At 72.4% G+C, this 19,306-nt stretch carries 17 protein-coding genes and 1 pseudogene; 11 read left to right on the forward strand and 7 right to left on the reverse strand.

Annotation, left to right across the window (positions count from 1 at the left end):
• Positions 1-43 precede the first annotated feature (43 nt).
• Positions 44-418: pseudogene (locus tag ABD086_RS13830) on the forward strand (nitroreductase family deazaflavin-dependent oxidoreductase); the annotation flags it as partial.
• Positions 419-433: 15 nt separating this feature from the next.
• Here the strand turns inward: ABD086_RS13830 and ABD086_RS25320 are convergent.
• Both ABD086_RS25320 and ABD086_RS13840 read right to left on the reverse strand, forming a co-directional pair.
• On the reverse strand, positions 434-1,276 hold the full coding sequence (locus ABD086_RS25320; RefSeq protein WP_425571618.1) for a MaoC/PaaZ C-terminal domain-containing protein: 843 nt from the start codon (positions 1,274-1,276) through the stop codon (positions 434-436).
• Positions 1,276-2,610, reverse strand: coding sequence for a 3-oxoacyl-ACP reductase (locus tag ABD086_RS13840; RefSeq protein WP_343908144.1), 1,335 nt, complete (start codon positions 2,608-2,610; stop codon positions 1,276-1,278). Before ABD086_RS13840 ends, ABD086_RS25320 begins: the two co-directional genes overlap by 1 nt.
• Before the next feature lie 97 nt (positions 2,611-2,707).
• Here ABD086_RS13840 and ABD086_RS13845 point away from each other — a divergent pair, with 97 nt between their 5' ends.
• Together ABD086_RS13845 and gdhA are read left to right on the forward strand one after the other, a co-directional pair.
• Complete coding sequence (locus ABD086_RS13845; protein WP_343908145.1) at positions 2,708-4,003, forward strand: acetyl-CoA C-acetyltransferase; 1,296 nt, start codon at positions 2,708-2,710, stop codon at positions 4,001-4,003.
• Positions 4,004-4,007: 4 nt separating this feature from the next.
• Positions 4,008-5,354 carry an NADP-specific glutamate dehydrogenase gene (gene gdhA, locus ABD086_RS13850; protein WP_343908146.1) on the forward strand — a complete coding sequence of 449 codons (1,347 nt, stop codon included), beginning with the start codon at positions 4,008-4,010 and terminating at the stop codon, positions 5,352-5,354.
• A gap of 77 nt (positions 5,355-5,431) precedes the next feature.
• Here the strand turns inward: gdhA and ABD086_RS13855 are convergent, their stop codons facing one another.
• Complete coding sequence (locus tag ABD086_RS13855; RefSeq protein WP_343908147.1) at positions 5,432-6,109, reverse strand: TetR/AcrR family transcriptional regulator; 678 nt, start codon at positions 6,107-6,109, stop codon at positions 5,432-5,434.
• Positions 6,110-6,238: 129 nt separating this feature from the next.
• Here ABD086_RS13855 and ABD086_RS13860 point away from each other — a divergent pair, with 129 nt between their 5' ends.
• Positions 6,239-6,664 (forward strand): hypothetical protein, encoded by a 426-nt coding sequence (locus ABD086_RS13860; RefSeq protein ID WP_343908148.1) that lies wholly within the window; start codon positions 6,239-6,241, stop codon positions 6,662-6,664.
• Here the strand turns inward: ABD086_RS13860 and ABD086_RS13865 are convergent.
• Entirely contained in the window at positions 6,648-8,174 is a 1,527-nt protein-coding gene (locus ABD086_RS13865; RefSeq protein ID WP_343908149.1) for an ATP-dependent DNA ligase, read from the reverse strand. The two genes, ABD086_RS13860 and ABD086_RS13865, sit on opposite strands and share 17 nt — an antisense overlap.
• 43 nt (positions 8,175-8,217) lie before the next feature.
• Between ABD086_RS13865 and ABD086_RS13870 the strand changes: the two genes are divergently transcribed.
• Positions 8,218-9,237, forward strand: coding sequence for an App1 family protein phosphatidate phosphatase (locus tag ABD086_RS13870; protein ID WP_343908150.1), 1,020 nt, complete (start codon positions 8,218-8,220; stop codon positions 9,235-9,237).
• The gene (locus ABD086_RS13875) at positions 9,234-10,208 is read left to right on the forward strand and encodes a 5'-3' exonuclease (RefSeq protein ID WP_343908151.1); all 975 of its coding nucleotides are present in this window, start codon (positions 9,234-9,236) and stop codon (positions 10,206-10,208) included. Before ABD086_RS13870 ends, ABD086_RS13875 begins: the two co-directional genes overlap by 4 nt.
• On the opposite strand, the gene ABD086_RS13880 is transcribed toward ABD086_RS13875, so the two are convergent.
• Positions 10,183-10,968 (reverse strand): enoyl-CoA hydratase/isomerase family protein, encoded by a 786-nt coding sequence (locus ABD086_RS13880; RefSeq protein WP_343908152.1) that lies wholly within the window; start codon positions 10,966-10,968, stop codon positions 10,183-10,185. The two genes, ABD086_RS13875 and ABD086_RS13880, sit on opposite strands and share 26 nt — an antisense overlap.
• Before the next feature lie 19 nt (positions 10,969-10,987).
• Between ABD086_RS13880 and ABD086_RS13885 the strand changes: the two genes are divergently transcribed.
• Complete coding sequence (locus ABD086_RS13885; protein ID WP_343908153.1) at positions 10,988-11,920, forward strand: DNA-3-methyladenine glycosylase family protein; 933 nt, start codon at positions 10,988-10,990, stop codon at positions 11,918-11,920.
• Complete coding sequence (locus ABD086_RS13890; RefSeq protein WP_343908154.1) at positions 11,920-12,852, forward strand: SCP2 sterol-binding domain-containing protein; 933 nt, start codon at positions 11,920-11,922, stop codon at positions 12,850-12,852. The genes ABD086_RS13885 and ABD086_RS13890 overlap by 1 nt, the downstream gene beginning before the upstream one ends.
• Positions 12,853-13,079: 227 nt before the next feature.
• Here ABD086_RS13890 and ABD086_RS13895 read toward each other — a convergent pair whose 3' ends face one another.
• Positions 13,080-14,339 carry a phospholipase D-like domain-containing protein gene (locus ABD086_RS13895; RefSeq protein WP_343908155.1) on the reverse strand — a complete coding sequence of 420 codons (1,260 nt, stop codon included), beginning with the start codon at positions 14,337-14,339 and terminating at the stop codon, positions 13,080-13,082.
• 58 nt (positions 14,340-14,397) lie between these two features.
• Here ABD086_RS13895 and uvrB point away from each other — a divergent pair, with 58 nt between their 5' ends.
• From uvrB to ABD086_RS13910, 3 genes are read left to right on the forward strand one after another with little or no spacing between them, the layout of a single operon-like run.
• A complete protein-coding gene (gene uvrB, locus ABD086_RS13900) occupies positions 14,398-16,518 on the forward strand; it encodes an excinuclease ABC subunit UvrB (RefSeq protein WP_343908156.1) in 2,121 nt (706 codons plus the stop codon).
• A 26-nt stretch (positions 16,519-16,544) separates the two neighbouring features.
• On the forward strand, positions 16,545-16,973 hold the full coding sequence (locus tag ABD086_RS13905; protein ID WP_425571619.1) for a VOC family protein: 429 nt from the start codon (positions 16,545-16,547) through the stop codon (positions 16,971-16,973).
• Between the two features lie 19 nt (positions 16,974-16,992).
• A complete protein-coding gene (locus ABD086_RS13910) occupies positions 16,993-18,276 on the forward strand; it encodes an MFS transporter (RefSeq protein WP_343908157.1) in 1,284 nt (427 codons plus the stop codon).
• On the opposite strand, the gene ABD086_RS13915 is transcribed toward ABD086_RS13910, so the two are convergent.
• Positions 18,233-19,288 (reverse strand): AbrB family transcriptional regulator, encoded by a 1,056-nt coding sequence (locus tag ABD086_RS13915; RefSeq protein WP_343908158.1) that lies wholly within the window; start codon positions 19,286-19,288, stop codon positions 18,233-18,235. The two genes, ABD086_RS13910 and ABD086_RS13915, sit on opposite strands and share 44 nt — an antisense overlap.
• Positions 19,289-19,306: the final 18 nt, after the last annotated feature.

Here is a 19,306-nt window from a genome sequence, read left to right on the forward strand (position 1 = left end):
GCCTCGAGGCTACGCGGCGGCGCCGACACGGCAGGATGGTCGCATGACGGACTACAACGCCGAGATCATCGCGGAGTTCCGCGCGAACCACGGCCGGGTCGGTGGCAACTTCGAGGGCGCCCCGCTCCTGCTCCTGCACTCCACAGGCGCGCGCAGCGGCCGGGAGCGGGTGAACCCGATGATGTACCTGCGCGACGGCGGCCGGTACCTCGTCTTCGCCTCGAAGGGCGGCGCCCCGGACAACCCCGACTGGTACCACAACCTCAAGGCCAACCCCGAGGCCTCGATCGAGGTCGGTGACGATGTGATCGAGGTCCGCGCGGAGGAGCTCCCGCGGGCCGAGCGGGACGCGAAGTACGCCGAGCAGGCCGAGCTCTACCCCGGCTTCGCGGAGTACGAGCGCAAGACCGACCGGGTCATCCCGGTCGCGCGCTCACGCCACGCTGACGGCCGCGGCCGCCAGGTGCGGGGCCCCGCTCTTCGGCGAGCTGAGCGAGAACGCCCAGCCGTCCTCCAGTGGGCGGGAGCCGAAGGCCACGGCGCCGGGCAGCAGGATCGGCTTCTTGAACGCCACGGCGACGGTGACCGCGTCGGGGAGCCGGTTCTCCAGCGCGCCGACGCAGCGCGCCATCGACCACATGCCGTGCGCGATCTGGCGAGGGAACCCGAACGCCTTGGCGGTCAGCGGGTAGAGGTGGATCGGGTTGTGGTCGCCGGACACGGCGGCGTACCGGCGGCCCAGGTCGCCCGGGAGCCTCCAGGTGATGCCGTGCGGCGGCGCGTCCGGGAAGGTCGAGCCGCCGGGTGCGTCGTCGGACCCGCGGCCGCGGCGCAGGAACGTCGAGGTCTCCTCCCACACCAGCTCCCCGCGCGAGTGCACGGTCGTGAGCATGTCGAAGACCTGGCCCTTCGGGTGCGGGCGCAGGTGATCGGGGCGGGCGGTGACCTGCAGCTTCTCGTCGAGCCGGATCGGCCGGTGCTGGGTGATGGAGTTCTCCAGGTGCACGGTCCCGATCGCCGGGAACGGGAACGACCCGGCGGTCATGATCTCCATGTGCAGCCCGAACGCCAGCAGGTGCGGGTACGGCAGCGGCAGCGTGTCCTTGTGCGGGAAGCCGCACAGGTCGGCGTACGCCGCCACGTGCCGCGGGTCGACGGGGACGTCGTGGCGGGTGAGCGACAGGTCCGGCAGGGCACCGCCGGTCTTGCGGACCCCGGGTAGCAGGTTGACGCCCGGGACGACCGGCAGCGCGGCCTTGACCATCGTCGGGAGCATCAGGCCCCCAGCATCATCTGGCCGCAGACCCGGACCACGTTGCCGTTGACGGCGGTGGAACCCGGGCTCGCGTACCAGGCGATCGCCTCGGCGACGTCGACCGGGAGGCCGCCCTGGGCCATCGCGTTCAGGCGCTGGCCGACCTCGCGGGTCGCGAACGGCACCGCCGCGGTCATCTGCGTGATGATGAAGCCCGGCGCGACCGCGTTGATCGTGATGCCGCGGTCGAGCTCGTCGGCGAGCGAGTCCACCAGGCCGATCACGCCGGCCTTGGAGGCGGCGTAGTTGGTCTGGCCGACGTTGCCGGCGATGCCCGCGATGGAGGCGACGCCGACGATCGAGCCGTTGTCGTTGACGACCTTCTCGTCGAGCAGGTGGCGGGTGATCCGCTCCGGCGCGGTGAGGTTGACGGAGATGACCTGCTCGAACCGGTCCTCGGCCATGTTCGCGAGCTTCTTGTCGCGCGTGATGCCGGCGTTGTGCACGACGACGTCGACGCCGCCGTGCTTCTCCTTCAGGTGTCGCGCGATCCGGTGCGGCGCGTCCTTGGCGGTGATGTCGAGCACCAGGTGGTCGCCGTCGATCTCCTTCATCACGGCCTGGAGCTCGCTGGCCGCCTGCGGTACGTCGACGCCGACGACCGTGGCGCCGTCCCGGTGCAGCACCCGCGCGATCTGCTCGCCGATGCCGCGGCTCGCGCCGGTGACCAGCGCGACCCGGCCCTCGAGCGGGCGCAGCCAGTCGCCGACCTCGCCGGCGTCCTTCGAGCCGTGGGCGCCGATCCGGATCACCTGGCCGGACACGTACGCGGACTTGGGCGAGAGCAGGAACGCCAGGGTGCTGTGCACGGCGCCCTCGGCGCCCTCGGCGACGTAGACCAGCTGCACGGTGCCGCCGCGGCCGATCTCCTTGCCGAGGCTGCGCGTGAAGCCCTCGAGCGCCCGCTGCGCGACCCGCTCCTCGCCCTGCGCGAGCTCCGGCGGCGTCCCGATCACGACCACCCGGGGGCACCGGTCGAGCCGGCGCAGCAGGGGCGTGAAGAAGTCGCGCAGCTCGACGAGCTGGTCGGACGACGTCAGGCCGGTCGCGTCGAACACCAGGCCCTTGAAGGTGTCGTCACCGACGGTCTGGGCGACGGCGGCGATGCCGAGGGAGTCGAGGACCCCGGCCAGCGACTCGGCCAGCCGGCCGCGGCCGCCCACGGCGACCGTGCCGTCGACGAGCGGCGCGCCCTCGGCGTACCGGTCCAGCTTCGTGGGCTGGGGGAGGCCCAGCATCTTGGTCAGCTGCTTGCCGATCGGCGAGGACGTGAAGCCCTGGTAGAGATCGTTCATGGTGGGTATGTAACTCCTCGTGTAACTCTGAGTCCACATTTCGTGATCTGCCCCTCATGCGCTTCTCTCGTTCCCCTCACCGACGCAGGATGAACCCATGAACCCGCACACCCGCCGCGTCGCCGTCCTCGGCGGCAACCGTCTCCCGTTCGCCCGCTCGAACACCGTGTACGCCGACGCGTCCAACCAGGACATGCTCACCGCCGCGATCGACGGGCTGGCCGAGCGGTACGGCCTGCAGGGCCAGCGGATCGGCGAGGTCGTCGCCGGCGCCGTGCTCAAGCACGCCCGCGACTTCAACCTCACCCGCGAGGCGGTGCTCGGCTCGAAGCTCGCCCCGGAGACGCCGGCCGTCGACCTCCAGCAGGCGTGCGGCACCGGCCTGCAGGCCGCGATCTCGGTCGCGAACAAGATCGCGCTCGGCACCATCGAGTCCGGCATCGCCGGCGGCACCGACACCACGTCGGACGCGCCGGTCGCGATCAGCGACAAGCTGCGCAAGAAGCTGATGAAGGTCAACGCCGCCCGCGACACCGCCGGCCGGGTCAAGGCGCTCGGCGCGATCCGCCCCGGCGACATCGGCCTGGAGATCCCGCAGAACGGCGAGCCGCGCACCAAGCTGTCGATGGGTGAGCACGCCGCGCTGACCGCGCTGGAGTGGGAGATCACCCGCGAGGCGCAGGACGAGCTCGCCGCCACGTCGCACCAGCGCCTCGCGGCGGCGTACGAGCGGGGCTTCCTCGACGACCAGGTCACGCCGTTCCGCGGGCTGGACCGGGACAACAACCTGCGGCCGGACTCCTCGGTCGAGAAGCTGGCCAAGCTCAAGCCGGTCTTCGGCAAGGGCGAGGCGGCCACGATGACCGCCGGCAACTCGACGCCGCTCACCGACGGCGCGTCCGTGGTGCTGCTGTCGTCGGAGGAGTGGGCCTCGGAGCACGGGCTGGAGCCGCTGGCGTACTTCGTCGACCACGAGACGGCGGCGGTCGACTACGTGCACGGCAACGAGGGGCTGCTGATGGCCCCGGCGTACGCCGTCCCGCGGATGCTCGCGCGCAACGGCCTGACCCTGCAGGACTTCGACTTCTACGAGATCCACGAGGCGTTCGCCTCGCAGGTGCTCGCGACCCTGAAGGCGTGGGAGGACCCGATCTTCTGCAAGGAGCGGCTCGGGCTCGACGCGCCGCTCGGCGCGATCGACCGCGACAAGCTCAACGTCAACGGCTCCTCGCTCGCCGCGGGTCACCCGTTCGCCGCGACCGGTGGCCGGATCCTCAACAACGCCGCGAAGCTGCTGGCGGAGAAGGCTGCGTCGAACAAGGGGGGCGGCCGTGCGCTGATCTCGATCTGCGCGGCCGGTGGTCAGGGCGTCGTGGCCATTCTGGAACGATGACCGGGTGAGCTCACTCGACCCCAAGCTGCAGGACGTCTACGACGAGGTGCTGGCCCGCAACCCGGGCGAGCAGGAGTTCCACCAGGCGGTCCGCGAGGTCCTCGAGAGCCTCGGACCGGTGGTCGGCAAGCACCCGGAGTACGTCGACGCCGCGATCATCCAGCGGCTCTGCGAGCCCGAGCGGCAGATCATCTTCCGGGTGCCGTGGACCGACGACCGCGGCGGCGTGCAGCTGAACCGCGGCTTCCGGGTCGAGTTCAACTCGGCGCTCGGGCCGTACAAGGGCGGCCTGCGGTTCCACCCGTCGGTGTACCTGGGCATCGTGAAGTTCCTCGGCTTCGAGCAGATCTTCAAGAACGCGCTCACCGGCATGCCGATCGGAGGCGGCAAGGGTGGCTCCGACTTCGACCCCAAGGGCCGCTCGGACGCCGAGGTGATGCGGTTCTGCCAGTCGTTCATGACCGAGCTGCACCGCCACATCGGCGAGTACACCGACGTGCCGGCGGGCGACATCGGGGTCGGCGGCCGGGAGATCGGCTACCTGTTCGGCCAGTACAAGCGGATCACGAACCGCTACGAGTCCGGCGTGCTCACCGGCAAGGGTCTGAGCTGGGGTGGCTCCCTGGTGCGGACCGAGGCGACCGGCTACGGCACGGTGTTCTTCGTCGACGAGATCCTCAAGGCGGACCGCGACTCCTTCGACGGCAAGAAGGTCGTGGTCTCCGGCTCCGGGAACGTCGCGATCTACGCGATCGAGAAGGTGCACCAGCTCGGCGGCACCGTGGTCGCCTGCTCCGACTCCGGCGGCTACGCCGTCGACGAGGACGGCATCGACCTGGACCTGCTCAAGGAGGTCAAGGAGGTGCGCCGGGCGCGGATCTCGGAGTACGCCGAGGCGCGCTCGTCGGCCCGGTACGTCGAGGGCGGCAGCGTCTGGGACGTGCCGTGCGACATCGCGCTGCCGTGCGCGACGCAGAACGAGATCGACGAGCCGGAGGCCACCGCGCTGATCAAGGGCGGCGCCCGGGTCGTGGCGGAGGGCGCCAACATGCCGTGCACGCCGGACGCCGTACGCGCGTTCGCCGAGGCCGGCGTCGTCTTCGCCCCGGGCAAGGCCGCGAACGCCGGCGGCGTGGCCACCAGCGCGCTGGAGATGCAGCAGAACGCCTCCCGCGACTCGTGGACCTTCGAGCACACCGAGGAGCGGCTCGCCGAGATCATGCGCGGCATCCACCGCCGCTGCCTGGAGACCGCCGACGAGTACGACCTGCCCGGCAACTACGTCGCCGGCGCCAACATCGCCGGCTTCATCCAGGTCGCGGACGCGATGGTCGCTCACGGGGTCGTGTAGCCCGGCGTTCCGCGGGACGTCATACGGACGGAGCAAGGGGACACACTGTCCGTATGACGTCCTCGGCGCTGGACTGATCAGCGCGCGGCGAGGGCCAGGGCGGACGCGACCAGGTAGTCGCGGACCTGGTCGGGGGAGATCTGGCCGAGCGTGGGGATGCCGGGGGCGGCCTCCTTGACCAGGATGCCGACCCGGGCGAGCTGGAGCGCGCCGAGGCCGCCGGCGTAGAGGGTGTTCGCGAGCAGCACCGGGTCCTCGACGGTGAACCGGCCGGACTCCTTGCCGTCCTCCAGGACCTGCGTGAGCAGGACCAGGCAGGACGAGATGGCCCGGCCGAGCCGGAACAGCGCGCTCTCGGAGATCTCGTCGAGCAGGTCGGGGCCGGTACGCCGCATCAGGGTCTGGGCGCAGTCGACGAACGCCGGGTGCGCCACGCCGTACTCGACGAACGCGCCGACCATCGCGGCCAGCCGCTGCTCCGGGTCGGTGGCCGAGTCCGCGGCCTCCGCCAGCGCCTCGCGCAGCTCGTCGAGGTAGCCGACCAGGGTGAGCGCGAACAGCTCCTCCTTGCCGGTGAAGTGCCGGTACACGATGGCCCGGTTGATCCCCACCGCCTTCGCGATGTCCTCGATCTGGGCGTCGCGGACGCCGCGCTCGTCGAACAGGGCGCGGGTGGCCGCGATGATGTCCTTCTCGCGGGCCCGCCGCCGGGCGGCGGCCGCGGTACGCCGGCCGTCGGACTGCGTAGTACTCACGAGAACATCGTACGGCTGTGCAACTGCGAGTTGCACGGGTGTGACGAGTGTCGCCCGGGCGGTCCGGCGACGGAACGGACGCAGGCCCGGGCGCGTCTACTCTGACCAGAGGACACGGGAGGTCGGCGCATGCTCCGGACGCGAATCATCGACGCAGCCGTCGTGCTGGTCCTTGCCGCAGGCGCCAGCTGGATCGCCGTCGCGGTCCTGCACGACGATGAGGCCACGGTCGACGGGCCGGTGATCGCGGTGGCCGGGTGGGACGGGTATCCGACCGCGGAGGTGAGGGGACAGCTCCGCCTCGTCGACGGCTGCCTGCTCATCGACGACGCGGTGGTCTTCTGGGAGGAGGGCACCTCGTGGGACGCGGCGCACGAGGCGGTCGAGTTCGAGGACGCCGACCCCGTCCCCGTAGGAGCGCAGTTCTCCGGCGGAGGCGGCTACTACATGGGCGGCGACGTCGACGGGCTCGACGGCGTCGACCACGACGCGGTCGAGGAGTGCCTGCGCCGCACCGGGGCCCGTGATGCGGTGGTCGCTACGGCGCACCGGTGACGGCCCCCGGCAGGAACGACTGCACCGTGCCGATCGTGTCGATCTCGGACACCGGCTTGTCGTCGCGGTAGCGCAGCACCCGCGCGAACCGCAGCGCCACGCCCCCGGGATAGCGGGTCGACCGCTGCACCCCGTCGAACGCGATCTCGACCACCTGCTCGGGTCGCACGTGGACGACGTGTCCGTCCCGGTGCGTCTCCAGCTCGAGGAACCGCTCCGTCTGCCAGCGGAGCGTCTCGTCGGTGAGGCCCTTGAACGTCTTGCCGAGCATCACGGCCTCGCCGGTCTCGGGGTCGCGCGCGCCGAGGTGGAGGTTGGAGAGCCAGCCCCGGCGGCGGCCGGAGCCCCACTCGACCGCGAGCACCACCAGGTCGAGGGTGTGCACCGGCTTCACCTTGACCCAGGAGGCGCCGCGGCGGCCGGCGTCGTACGGCGCGTCGAGGTTCTTGACCACCACGCCCTCGTGGCCGGAGCCGAGGGTGTCGCGGAGGAAGGCCCCGGCCTCGTCGGCCGAGGCGGTCACCACCCGCGGGACCCGGTACGGCGCCGGCACCAGCCGCTCGAGTGCCTCCGCCCGCGCGGAGGCGGGGGAGTCGAGCAGGTCCTCGCCGTCGAGGTGCAGCACGTCGAAGAAGTACGGCGTCACCGCCAGGCCCTCGCCCATGGCCGTGCGGGACGCGGTCTCCTGGAACGGCCGCGGGCGGCCGGCCTCGTCGACCAGCAGCGCCTCGCCGTCCAGCACGAACGACGACGCGGGCAGCGACCGGGCCACCTCGACCACCTCGGGCAGCCGGGCGGTGATGTCCTCCAGCGATCGGGTCGCGACCACCACCTCGGCGCCCGCCCGGTGCACCTGGATCCGGATGCCGTCCAGCTTCTGGTCGACGGCCACCGGCGAGCCGGCGCCGGCCTTCGCCAGCGCTGCGGGCACGTCGGGGGCGCTGGACGCCAGCATCGGCAGCACCGGCCGGAGCACCTCGAGCCCGACCTCGCCCAGCGCCTCGACCCCGTCGAACGCCGTCCGTGCGACGGCGACCGTCGAGCCGCCGAGCATCGCGGCCCGCCGCACCGCGGCCAGCGGGACGCCGGCGGCCAGCGCCAGGCCCTCCTGCACCAGCGAGTCGAGCGCGCCCTGCCGCACCTCCCCGGTCACGACGCCGCGCAGCCACCGCTGCTCCTCGGCGGTCGCCCGGCCGAACAGCTCCTCGACGGCGGCCGCCCGCGCGGCCTGCGAGCCCGCCCCGGAGAGCGCGGCGATCCGGTCGAAGTCCTCGTGCACCTCGACCACCGTCAGGGTCGAGGCGTCCGCGGGCGCCGGCAGCTCCGCGAGCCCGCGCCACCCGAGCCCGGTGCGCCGCTGGCGCAGCGCGCCACCGACGTACGCGGTCGCGGTCTCGAGCTCGTCCGGCGCGGCGCGGCCGAGCAGCTCGGCGATCGCCGCGACCTTGGCCTTGCGCGACCGGGTGGCGGCGACGGTGGTCGAGGTGGCGACGACGTCGGCGAGCAGCACACCCCCATCCAACAGGAGCCCGCCGACAACTAGGTTGGACGCCGTGGGCCGCACGCAGCACCTCCTCGTCGAGGCGGAGCACGCGCTGGAGTCGGTGCTGCGCCGCCGGAAGCGGCGCCGGCCGCCGGAGAACTTCCGGATCGAGGCGTACGGCGGCCACGGGGGACCGGACGGGGTCGTCGTCCGCGGCCGGGTCCTCGACAACCCACCACCCACCGACGCGGTCGAGGGCGAGGGGCTCGGCGCGGCGCTCCGCCGCAGCCTGGGCCAGTTCGCGACCGACGAGCTGCCCGGCGTACCCCTGCGGGTCACCGTCGGCGACGCCGTGGCGACGACCGAGACCGACCGGGAGGGCTACTTCCGGGTCGAGCTCCGGCCCTCCGCGGTGGTCGGCCCCTGGGAGCCGGGCCGGGTCGAGCTGGCGGCGCCGTACCGCGGCCTCCCGCCCGGGTTCCGCACCAGGGTCGACGTACGGGTCCCCGGGCCGGACGCCCTGTTCGGCGTCGTCTCCGACGTCGACGACACGATCATCGAGACCGGCGTGCAGCGGGTGGGGGAGATGCTGCTCCAGACGTTCGCGGGCTCGGCGCTGACGCGGACGCCGTTCGAGGGCGCTCCCGAGCTCTACCGCGACCTGGCCGACGACGACCGGAATCCGGTCTTCTACGTCTCGTCGAGCCCCTGGAACCTGCACGCGTTCCTCGCCGCCTTCCTGCGGCACCGCGGGTTCCCGCTCGGCCCGCTGCTGCTGCGCGACCTGGTCGGCAGCCGCGACGGCCGCGCCCGCAAGCACGACCGGATCGAGGAGGTGCTCCGCCTGCACCCGGAGCTGGAGTTCGTGCTGATCGGCGACTCCGGCGAGAAGGACCCGGAGATCTACGCCGACGTCGTGCGCGCGCACCCCGGCCGGATCCGGGCGGTCTACATCCGCGAGGTGCGGCTCGACCCCGGCGACGGGCGGGTCGAGGCGGTCACCGACGCCTGGGACGCCGACGTGCCGTTCGTGCTGGCCGCCGACAGCGACGCCGTACGCCGGCACGCCGCCGCGCTGGGGCTGCTGTGAGGAAGCTGCTGCTGGCGGTCGACGCCCCGAGCCTGCTGCACCGCAACCACCACGCCCGCGCCGACTCCGGGCTGCTGGACCGCGGCGGCCGCCCGGCCTGGGCGCTGCACGGGATGCTGCGCCAGATCCTGGAGGCGATCGACCAGTTCGCGCCGGACGCCGTGCTCTTCGGGCTCGACGACCGCCGCACGTCGGTGCGCGAGACCATGTACCCCGCCTACAAGGCCGGCCGTGCGGAGAAGCACCCCGCGCTGGTCGACCAGCTCGAGCGCGCCGCGGCCCTGCTCGACGCGCTGGGCCTGCTCACGGTCACCCCGGAGGGGCTCGAGGCCGACGACGTCAACGCCTCCGCCGCGACCTGGGCGGAGCAGCACGGCTGGAACTGCGTGCTCATCACCTCCGACCGCGACGCGTTCGCCCACATCAGCGAGCACACCCAGGTGCTGCGCCTGATCAGCGGCGGCATCAACGGCTCGCCGCTGCTCAACCCGGCCCGGCTGCGCGCCATGTACGGGGTCGCCGCCGAGCACTACCTGGAGTACGCCGCGCTGCGCGGCGACCCGAGCGACAACCTGCCCGGCGTGCCCGGGATCGGCGAGAAGATCGCGCCGTTCCTGCTGTCCGAGATGGGCTCGATGCGCGCAGTCTGGGCCGACATCGACCACTGCGACGGCGCGACCCTGGTGGCCACGATCGACTCCTACTGCGAGGAGGTGGGCCGGCCCCGGATCGGCGCGTCGGTGTTGAAGAAGCTCGCCGCGCCGGCCGCCCGGGAGCGGTTCGAGTTCAACCTCTCGATCATGTCCGGTCGCACCGACCTCGACCTCGGCCTGACCCCCGACGTGCCCGGCAGCCCCGGGCTGCTGCCGCTCGAGCTCGACCGGGTCGCGCAGGTCGTCGGCTACCTCGGCGTGCCGGGCACGACCGACCTGGCGATGCGGGTGCTCACCAGCCGGCCGGCAACCGGGTGAAGTCGGGCTCACGGCCCTCCGCGAACGCCGTCAGCGCCTCGAGGTTGGCCGGCCCGCCCATCAGCTCGACGAACGCGGCGTTCTCCCGGTCCCGCGCCGCCCGGATGCCCTCGCGCAGCGGCTCGGTCATGGTCCGCTTGACCGCCACCAGCGACGAGATCGGCCGCGCGGCCAGCAGCTCCGCGTGCCGCCGCGCCTCGGGCAGCAGGTCGTCCGGCTCGCAGACCCGCCACACCAGGCCCATCTCGCGCGCCTCCTCCGCGGAGATCCACTCCGCCGACAGCAGCACCCACGCGGCGTCCTGGCGGCCGACCAGCCGCGGCAGGAGGTACGACGACGCCGCCTCCGGGGCCACCCCGAGGCTGGTGAACGGGCACTTCAGCCGGGCGGTCGCCGACATGAACGCGAGGTCGGCGAAGCCGAGGATCGTCGTGCCGATGCCGAGCCCGACGCCGTTCACGGCGCAGATCAGCGGCTTCGGGAAGTCGACGAGCGCGTCGACCAGGCCCACGAACCCGTGCTTCCCGGGCACGAACGCCGGGTCGGTCGCCCGCGCGTGCATCTCCAGCAGGTCGGTGCCGGCGCTGAACCCGCGCCCGTTGCCGGTCAGCAGCACCACGGCCACGTCCGGGTCGGCCGCGGCGGCGCGCAGCGCCTCGGTCGTGGCGTCGTAGAGCTCCTCGTTGAACGCGTTGAGCGCGTCCGGACGGTCCAGGGTGAGCGTGCGGACCCGGGCCCGGTCGTCGATCTGCAGGGTCATGCCGCCTATCCTCGCGGACGTGGACGGTCGGGTGCGGGAGTGGCGGCCCGGCTGGCCGTGCCCGGTCGCGGCCGTGCTCGGTGTGCACCGCCGCGGGGGCGGCGACCCGACGTACCGCGTCGACGGCGACCGCCACTGGCGCGGCATCCGGACGCCGGCCGGCCCGGCCACCCTCGCGGTCGAGCCGCGCGCGGCCGACGGCGTGGTCCGCGGCGAGGCGTGGGGCCCGGGCGCCGACTGGGTTCTGGAGTCCCTGCCGGGGCTGCTCGGGGCCGACGACGACGTGACCGGCTTCGACACCGGCCGCCACCCCCTGGTCGCCGAGGCCTGGCGCCGCTACGGCCACTGGCGGATCGGCCGCTCCGGCCTCGTCATGGAGTCGCTGACGCCGTCGATCCTCGAGCAGAAGGTCACCGGCCAGGAGGCGTTCGCGGGCTTCCGGATGCTCGTGCACCGGTACGGCGAGCGCGCGCCCGGCCCGGGCCGCGAGCTCAAGCTGTGGGTGCAGCCGGACGCCGCCACCGTCCGGCGGGTCCCGTCCTGGGAGTGGCTGCGGATGCACGTCGACCCGGCCCGGTCGCGGACGCTGGTCACGGCCGCCCGGGTCGCGGAGTCGCTCGAGCGCACCGTCGGGCTCCCCGGCGGTGAGGTCGAGCGCCGGCTGACCAGCCTGCCCGGCATCGGCGTGTGGACCGCGGCCGAGGTGCGCCAGCGCGTCCACGGCGACGCGGACGCCGTGTCGTTCGGCGACTACCACGTCGCGAAGGACCTCGGCTGGGCCGTCGCCGGCCGCGACTTCACCGACGAGGAGATGGCCGACTTCCTCGAGCCCTGGCGGCCGCACCGCGGCCGGGTGCCGGTGCTGCTCGCCCTGGCCGTCGGCCGCCGGCCCCGCCACGGCGCCCGGATGGCGCCGCGCACCCACCTCCCCGCGAAGGTGACGAGGACCTGATGGCGCCCCTGGACCTGGCCGTCCTGCGCACGGCCGACCCCGCCGAGGCGGCGGCGTTCTTCGCCGAGGCCGACCCCGAGGCGCTGGTCGCCGCGGTCGCCGGCGTCTCCGACCACGAGCTGCTCGAGCTGATCGGCCGCGACGAGGTCCGCTCGGCGGCGATCGAGGGCATCCTGGCCCGGCTGCACGAGTACGCCGTACCCGAGCGGCTGGCGCTGCTCGAGGGCACCGTCCGCATCGACCTCGAACGCCGCGGGAAGCTGCTCGAGCGCCACCTGCTCCGCTTCACCGGCGGCGGGATCGAGCTGGCGTCCGGCGACGACGCGGACGTCGTGCTGCGCACCAGCATCGCCCGGTTCGTCCGGCTGGTCAGCGGCGAGCGGAACGCCGGCCTGGAGTACCTCTCCGGCAAGCTCGACATCGAGGGCGACTCCGACCTGGCGCTCGCGCTCGGCGGCATGTTCCGGGTGCCGGGCAGCGACGCGGTCGCGGTGGACCCGACCGCGCTGGACCCGGTCGACGTGGCGACGGCGCTCCGGCACGTGCACCGCAGCCACCTGGAGAAGGTGATGGCGTCCGGCTTCCGCCCGATCGTGCTCGGTGAGATCTTCCGCCGGCTCCCGGAGTACGTCGACCCGGTCCGGGCTGCCGACGTCGAGCTGGCCATCGGCTTCCGGCTGCTCGGCAACCCGTCCGGCGAGGTGGAGCGGTACGTCGTCCGCGTCTCCGGCGGCGCCGCCACCGTCACCAGCGGCGACGACGGCGAGGAGCGGGACGCGACCGTGACCTGCCAGGCGCACGACTACCTGCGGCTGGCGACCGGCCACCTCCACCCGCTCACCGGCGTCCTCAAGGGCCAGCTCAAGGTGAAGGGCGACCGGGCGAAGGCGCTGCAGCTGAGCTCGGTGATCGACATCCCGCAGCCGCGCTGACCCGGAGTCGGGCTGGTCGGCCGGGGTGTGGTCGATGCTAGCGGGCGCGGGGTTCGGCTGCTGGCAGCCGAAACCCGCACGACACGCCGGGCGGCGTCGGCGTGTCGTGCGGGTTCCGGCTGCCAGGTGGTGCGTGAGGTGCTGGCGGGATCGACGAGGCGCCCCAGGGGGCGGCCGTCTCTGGAGGTCACAGCGGGAGCCGGTCGGCCACCGCGTGACCGCCGAGGTCACAGCAGCGGGCGGAGCGGCCCGAGGATCATCTCGGTGAACTTGCGGTGCAGGTCCCGGGCCTCCCACTCGACGCGGGTCAGCTCCAGCGAGTTCGACTCGTCGGTGCGGAAGATCTCCTCGAGGTTGGCCGCGAAGCCCTCGTCGATGACCTCGAGGTTGATCTCGTAGTTGCCCTGGAGGCTGAGCCGGTCGACGTTCGTGGTGCCGACCGTCGACCAGGTGCCGTCGATCGTGGCGGTCTTCGCGTGCACCATCGCGTCGCGGAACCGGAAGATCCGCACGCCCGCGTTGAGCAGCTGCGAGAAGTACCCGCGGGAGATCCAGTCGGCGACGATGTGGTTGGACTTCAGCGGGACCAGCAGCCGGACGTCGACGCCGCGCGCGGCGGCGTCCTTCATCGCGTCGACGAAGTCCTGGTCGGGGCAGAAGTACGCGGTCGTCAGCCAGACGTTGGTCGACGCGCGGTTGATCGCCTCGATGTACATCGACCGGATCGGGAACATCCACAGCCGCGGCACGTTGCGGTGGAACCGGATCCGCGGCTCCCACGTCGACGCGGTCTCGAGCAGCAGCGGGCGCTCCGACGTGCCGAGGCGGCGCCGGCGGTTGAGGTTCCAGAAGTCCGCGAACGCGCGCTTGAGGTCCCACACCCCGGGGCCGGTGATCCGGACGTGCGTGTCGCGCCACTCGGTGGCGTACGCCGAGCCGACGTTGTAGCCGCCGACGAACCCGACCGCATCGTCGACGACCAGGATCTTGCGGTGGTCGCGGCCGTACCGGGCGAGGTCGAAGAACTTCCAGCCCGCGGGGTAGATCGGGTACCGCAGCACCTTGATCGTCGGGGGGAACCGCTTGAACCGGGGCGAGACGACGAGGTTCGCGAAGCCGTCGTAGATCACGTAGACCTCGACGCCACGGTCGGCGGCGGCCGCGAGCGCGGCCTTGAAGCGCTCGCCGACGTCGTCGCCCTTCCAGATGTAGGTCTCGAAGAGGATCTGCCGCTGCGCCTTCTCGATCGCCCCCAGCATCGCGTCGTACAGGTCGCCGCCGTAGGTGTACGTCGTGAGCGTGCCGTCGCCGACCTGCACCTCCCGAGGCGTGGTGACCGGGAACGGCTTGGCCTTCTTGCCGCGGCGCCGGTAGGAGTCGACGACGGTCATCCCGAGCGCGAGGGCGACCTGGACGCCGACCGCGGCGAGCAGCGTGCGGCGGAGCAGCCGGAGCAGCCGCGCGGCGACGGACTGGGGGCTGCTCACGGGCCCCAATCTAGCGACCGGGGTCGCGGTGTCGGTGCCCCCGTCTACCCTCGAAGACATGCGACCAGTGACCGATCTCGAGCGCCGGGTGGCCCCCTTCAAGGTCGTCTCCGACTATCAGCCGTCCGGCGACCAGCCGGCGGCGATCAAGGAGATCTCCCAGCGGATCGACGCCGGCGTGGAGGACGTCGTCCTGCTGGGTGCGACCGGCACCGGCAAGACCGCGACCGTCGCGTGGGTCGCCGAGCAGCTCCAGCGGCCGATGCTGGTGATGCAGCCGAACAAGACGCTCGCCGCCCAGTTCGCCAACGAGCTGCGCCAGCTGTTCCCCGACAACGCGATCGAGTACTTCGTCTCGTACTACGACTACTACCAGCCCGAGGCGTACATCCCGCAGACCGACACCTACATCGAGAAGGACTCCTCGATCAACGAAGAGGTGGAGCGGCTGCGGCACTCCGCGACCAACTCGCTGCTCACCCGCCGCGACGTGATCGTGGTCAGCACCGTGTCCTGCATCTACGGCCTGGGCACGCCGCAGGAGTACGTCGACCGGATGCTCCGGCTCAAGGTGGGGGAGGAGCACGACCGCGACTCGATCCTGCGCCGCCTGGTCGAGATCCAGTACACCCGCAACGACATGGCGTTCACCCGCGGCACCTTCCGGGTGCGCGGCGACACCCTCGAGATCTTCCCGGTCTACGAGGAGCTCGCTGTGCGGGTGGAGTTCTTCGGCGACGAGATCGAGCGGCTGATGACCCTCCACCCGATCACCGGCGAGGTCGTCACCGAGGACGAGGAGCTCTACGTCTTCCCCGCGACCCACTACGTCGCCGGGCCGGAGCGGATGGAGCGGGCGATCCGCGGCATCGAGCTCGAGCTGGAGGACCAGCTCGCGACGTTCGAGCGGCAGGGCAAGCTGCTGGAGGCGCAGCGGCTGCGGATGCGCACGACGTACGACATCGAGATGATGCGCCAGGTCGGGTCGTGCGCGGGCATCGAGAACTACTCGATGCACATCGACGGCCGCGCCCGCGGCTCGGCGCCGAACTGCCTCCTCGACTACTTCCCCGAGGACTTCGTCCTGGTGGTCGACGAGTCGCACGTGACCGTGCCGCAGATCGGCGGCATGTACGAGGGCGACATGTCGCGCAAGCGCAACCTGGTCGAGCACGGCTTCCGGCTGCCGAGCGCGCAGGACAACCGGCCGCTGCGGTGGGAGGAGTTCCTCGACCGGATCGGGCAGACGATCTACCTGTCCGCGACCCCGGGCGACTACGAGCTCGACAAGGTCGGCGGCGACACCGTCGAGCAGATCATCCGGCCGACCGGCCTGGTCGACCCCGAGGTGATCGTGAAGCCGACCAAGGGCCAGATCGACGACCTGATCCACGAGATCAACACCCGCGTGGAGAAGAACGAGCGGGTCCTGGTCACCACGCTGACCAAGAAGATGTCCGAGGACCTCACCGACTACCTCCTCGACGCCGGCGTCCGGACCCGCTACCTGCACTCCGAGGTCGACACCCTCAAGCGGATCGAGCTGCTGCGCGACCTGCGGCTGGGGCAGTACGACGTGCTGGTCGGCATCAACCTGCTCCGCGAAGGCCTCGACCTGCCCGAGGTGTCGCTGGTGGCGATCCTGGACGCCGACAAGGAGGGCTTCCTGCGCTCCGACAAGTCGCTGATCCAGACGATCGGCCGCGCGGCCCGCAACGTGTCGGGTCAGGTGCACATGTACGCCGACAAGATCACGCCCTCGATGGAGTCCGCGATCGACGAGACCAACCGGCGCCGGGCCAAGCAGGTCGCCTACAACGAGGCGAACGGCATCGACCCGCAGCCGCTGCGCAAGAAGATCGCCGACATCACCGACATGCTCGCCCGCGAGGACGAGAGCACCCAGGAGCTGCTGGAGACCTGGCAGCACCAGGACCCGAAGAACCGCAAGGCGCCGGTCCCGGCGCTGTCGCGCGCGGCGGGCGGCGAGTCCGGCCAGCACAGCAAGGACCTCGCCGGGCTGCCGAGCGCCGAGCTCGCCCAGCTCATCCAGGAGCTCACCGACCAGATGAAGGGCGCGGCCGCCGAGCTGCACTTCGAGGTGGCCGCCCGGCTGCGCGACGAGATCAGCGACCTGAAGAAGGAGCTGCGCCAGATGATGTCGGCGGGTGCGAAGTGAATCTCGACACCAGCTCGATCACCGGGGTGAGGACTGTGCAGGTCACCGTCGACTGCGCCGACCCGCGGTCGCTGTCGCAGTTCTGGAACGCCGTGCTCGGCTACCAGGCGCCCCCGCCGCCGCCCGGCTTCGACTCGTGGGACGCGTTCGCCGCGACCCTGCCCGAGGAGCGGCGCAACATGGCCTCGGCGTCCGTCGACCCGTCGGGCGCCGGACCGCGGCTGTTCTTCCAGCAGGTCCCCGAGGGCAAGACCGCGAAGAACCGGCTCCACCTCGACGTCCGGGCGGCGCCCGGCCTCCAGGGCGACGAGCGGATGGCCGCGCTCGAGGCCGAGGCGGAGCGCCTGGTCGCGCTCGGCGCCACCCGGGTCGAGCGGCACGAGCCGGCGCCGCCGATGGGAGCCGGCCACCTCGTGATGCAGGACCCCGAGGGCAACGAGTTCTGCCTGGACTGACCGCCGTAGGATCGGGGGAGTGAAGTCGACGGTCCGCAACTCGTGGGCGGTGTGGGTCGTCGGGCTCCTGGTCTACCTCGTCGCGGTCTTCCACCGCTCGTCGCTGGCCGTCGCCGGCCTGGCGGCCACCGAGCGCTTCGACATCTCCGCGTCGCAGCTGGCGACGTTCACGATGCTCCAGCTGGTCGTGTACGCCGGCATGCAGGTCCCGGTCGGGCTGCTGGTCGACCGGTTCGGCTCCCGGAGCGTGCTGCTCGTCGGCACCCTGCTGATGACCTGTGCGCAGGCCGGGTTCGCCGTCGCCGAGAGCTACCCGGCGGCGCTGGCCGCCCGGGTGTTCGTCGGCATGGGCGACGCGATGACGTTCATCTGCGTGCTCCGGCTGGTGAGCAGCTGGTTCCCGGCGCGCCGGATCCCGCTGGTCACCCAGCTGACCGGCACGCTCGGCCAGCTCGGTGCGGTCGTCGCCGCGGTCCCGATGACCTGGGCGCTCGGCCACCTCGGCTGGACCAAGGCGTACCTCGTCGCCGCGTCGGTCGGCGTGGTGCTCGCGGTCGCCATCCTGGTCGTCCTGCACGACTCGCCGGCCCACCGGAACCTCCGCGGCCCGGCGCTCTCCCTGACCGCGGTCCGCGCGAGCCTGGCCGCGTCGTGGGCGCACCCCGGCACCCGGCTCGGCTTCTGGATGCACTTCACCACCCAGTTCAGCGCCACCGCGCTCAGCCTGCTGTGGGGCTACCCGTTCTTCGTCAAGGGGGAGCTCCAGTCGTCGTCCACGGCGGGCCTGCTGCTGACCGCGATGGTGCTCTCGGTGATGGCGGCCGGGCCGACGCTGGGCTGGCTGGTCGGCAACCACCCCTGGCACCGTTCGACGATGGTCCTGGTGATCGTCTCGTCGATCGTGGCCGTGTGGACGGTCGTGCTCGCGTGGCCGGGCCACGCGCCGACGCCCGTGCTGGTGCTGCTGGTGATCGTCGTGGGCGTCGGAGGCCCGGCGTCGATGATCGGCTTCGACGTGGGGCGCACGTCCAACCCGAAGGAGCGCTTCGCCAGCGCCAGCGGGATCATCAACCAGGGCGGCTTCATCGCCAGCCTGGTGCTGGTGATCGCGATCGGCCTGGTGCTCGACTGGCGTACGCCGGGGTCGGGCACCGACTACACGCCGTCGGCGTTCCGCTGGGCGATGGCCACGCAGTACGTCCTCTGGGCGATCGGCCTCTCGCAGGTCTTCCGGTTCCGCAAACAGGCCCGCCGGGTGATCAACCGCGGTGAGCTCGAAGAGTCCGCGCGAGCACCGGCGTGAACGCCAGGATCACCAGCAGCCGGAACAGCTGGACCGCCATCACGTAGGTCACGTCCGAGCCGCTGTCGGCAGCCGTGGCCAGCACGGCGAACAGTCCGCCGGGCGTGGTGGCGAGGTACGCCGTCAGCCCGTCCACCGGCGTCAGCCAGGCCAGCAGCGCGCCGAGCAGCGCGGTCGCCGCGACCATGGCGACGATGATCAGCAGCACGGTCGGGAGCATCCGCGCGATCGAGGCGAGGCTGGCCCGGGTGAAGCGCAGCCCGACCTGGACGCCGATGAGCGCATAGGCGAGCCACTGCAGGCCGACCGGGACCATCGGCGTACCGAGCCAGCCGGAGGCGGTCAGTGCGGCGGCGACCACCAGCGGCCCGAGGAGGGTGGCGGTGCTGATCGGCACCAGCCGGGCCACGACGAGCCCGAGCGCGAGCGCCGCGGCGGTGTAGGCGAGGTCCGGCAGCAGGCCCTCGCCGTCGGCGGTGAACGTGCCGAGGCCGTGGTCGGGGTGGAACACGACCGCGGTCACCAGCGGCATCGAGACCAGGACCACGAAGACCCGCAGGTACTGCACGACCGTCACCACCCGGTCGTCCGCGCCCAGGTCCCGGGCGATCGCGACCACCCCCGACGCGCCGCCGGCGATCATCGCGAAAGCGCCGGTGACCGGGCTGACGTCGCGCCGGAGCGCGAGCAGCTGCCCGGCCGCCACGCTGAGCAGGACGGTCGCCGCGGTGACGGCGAGGATCGGGAGCAGCGCCGGGCCCATGTCCGCCAGCGCGGACACGCTGACCAGGGCGCCGATCGTGATCCCGATCAGGGCCTGCCCGATCCGGAACGACCAGGCCGGCAGCGCGAGCGGGGTCGGCGACGTCAGCGCGTGCGCCATCCCGCCGACCAGCGAGCCGAAGAGCACGGCGGACGGGACGTGCAGGACCGCGAGCACCACGCTCACCAGGACGGTCACCCCGACGACGAGCAGGACCGCCTGCGCGGGGGTCCGGTCGCGCTCGCTCATCCCGGCCAACCTACGTCC

Origin of the sequence: Nocardioides aquiterrae (assembly GCF_039526625.1) — a bacterium.
Classification (GTDB): Bacteria; Actinomycetota; Actinomycetes; order Propionibacteriales; family Nocardioidaceae; genus Nocardioides; species Nocardioides aquiterrae.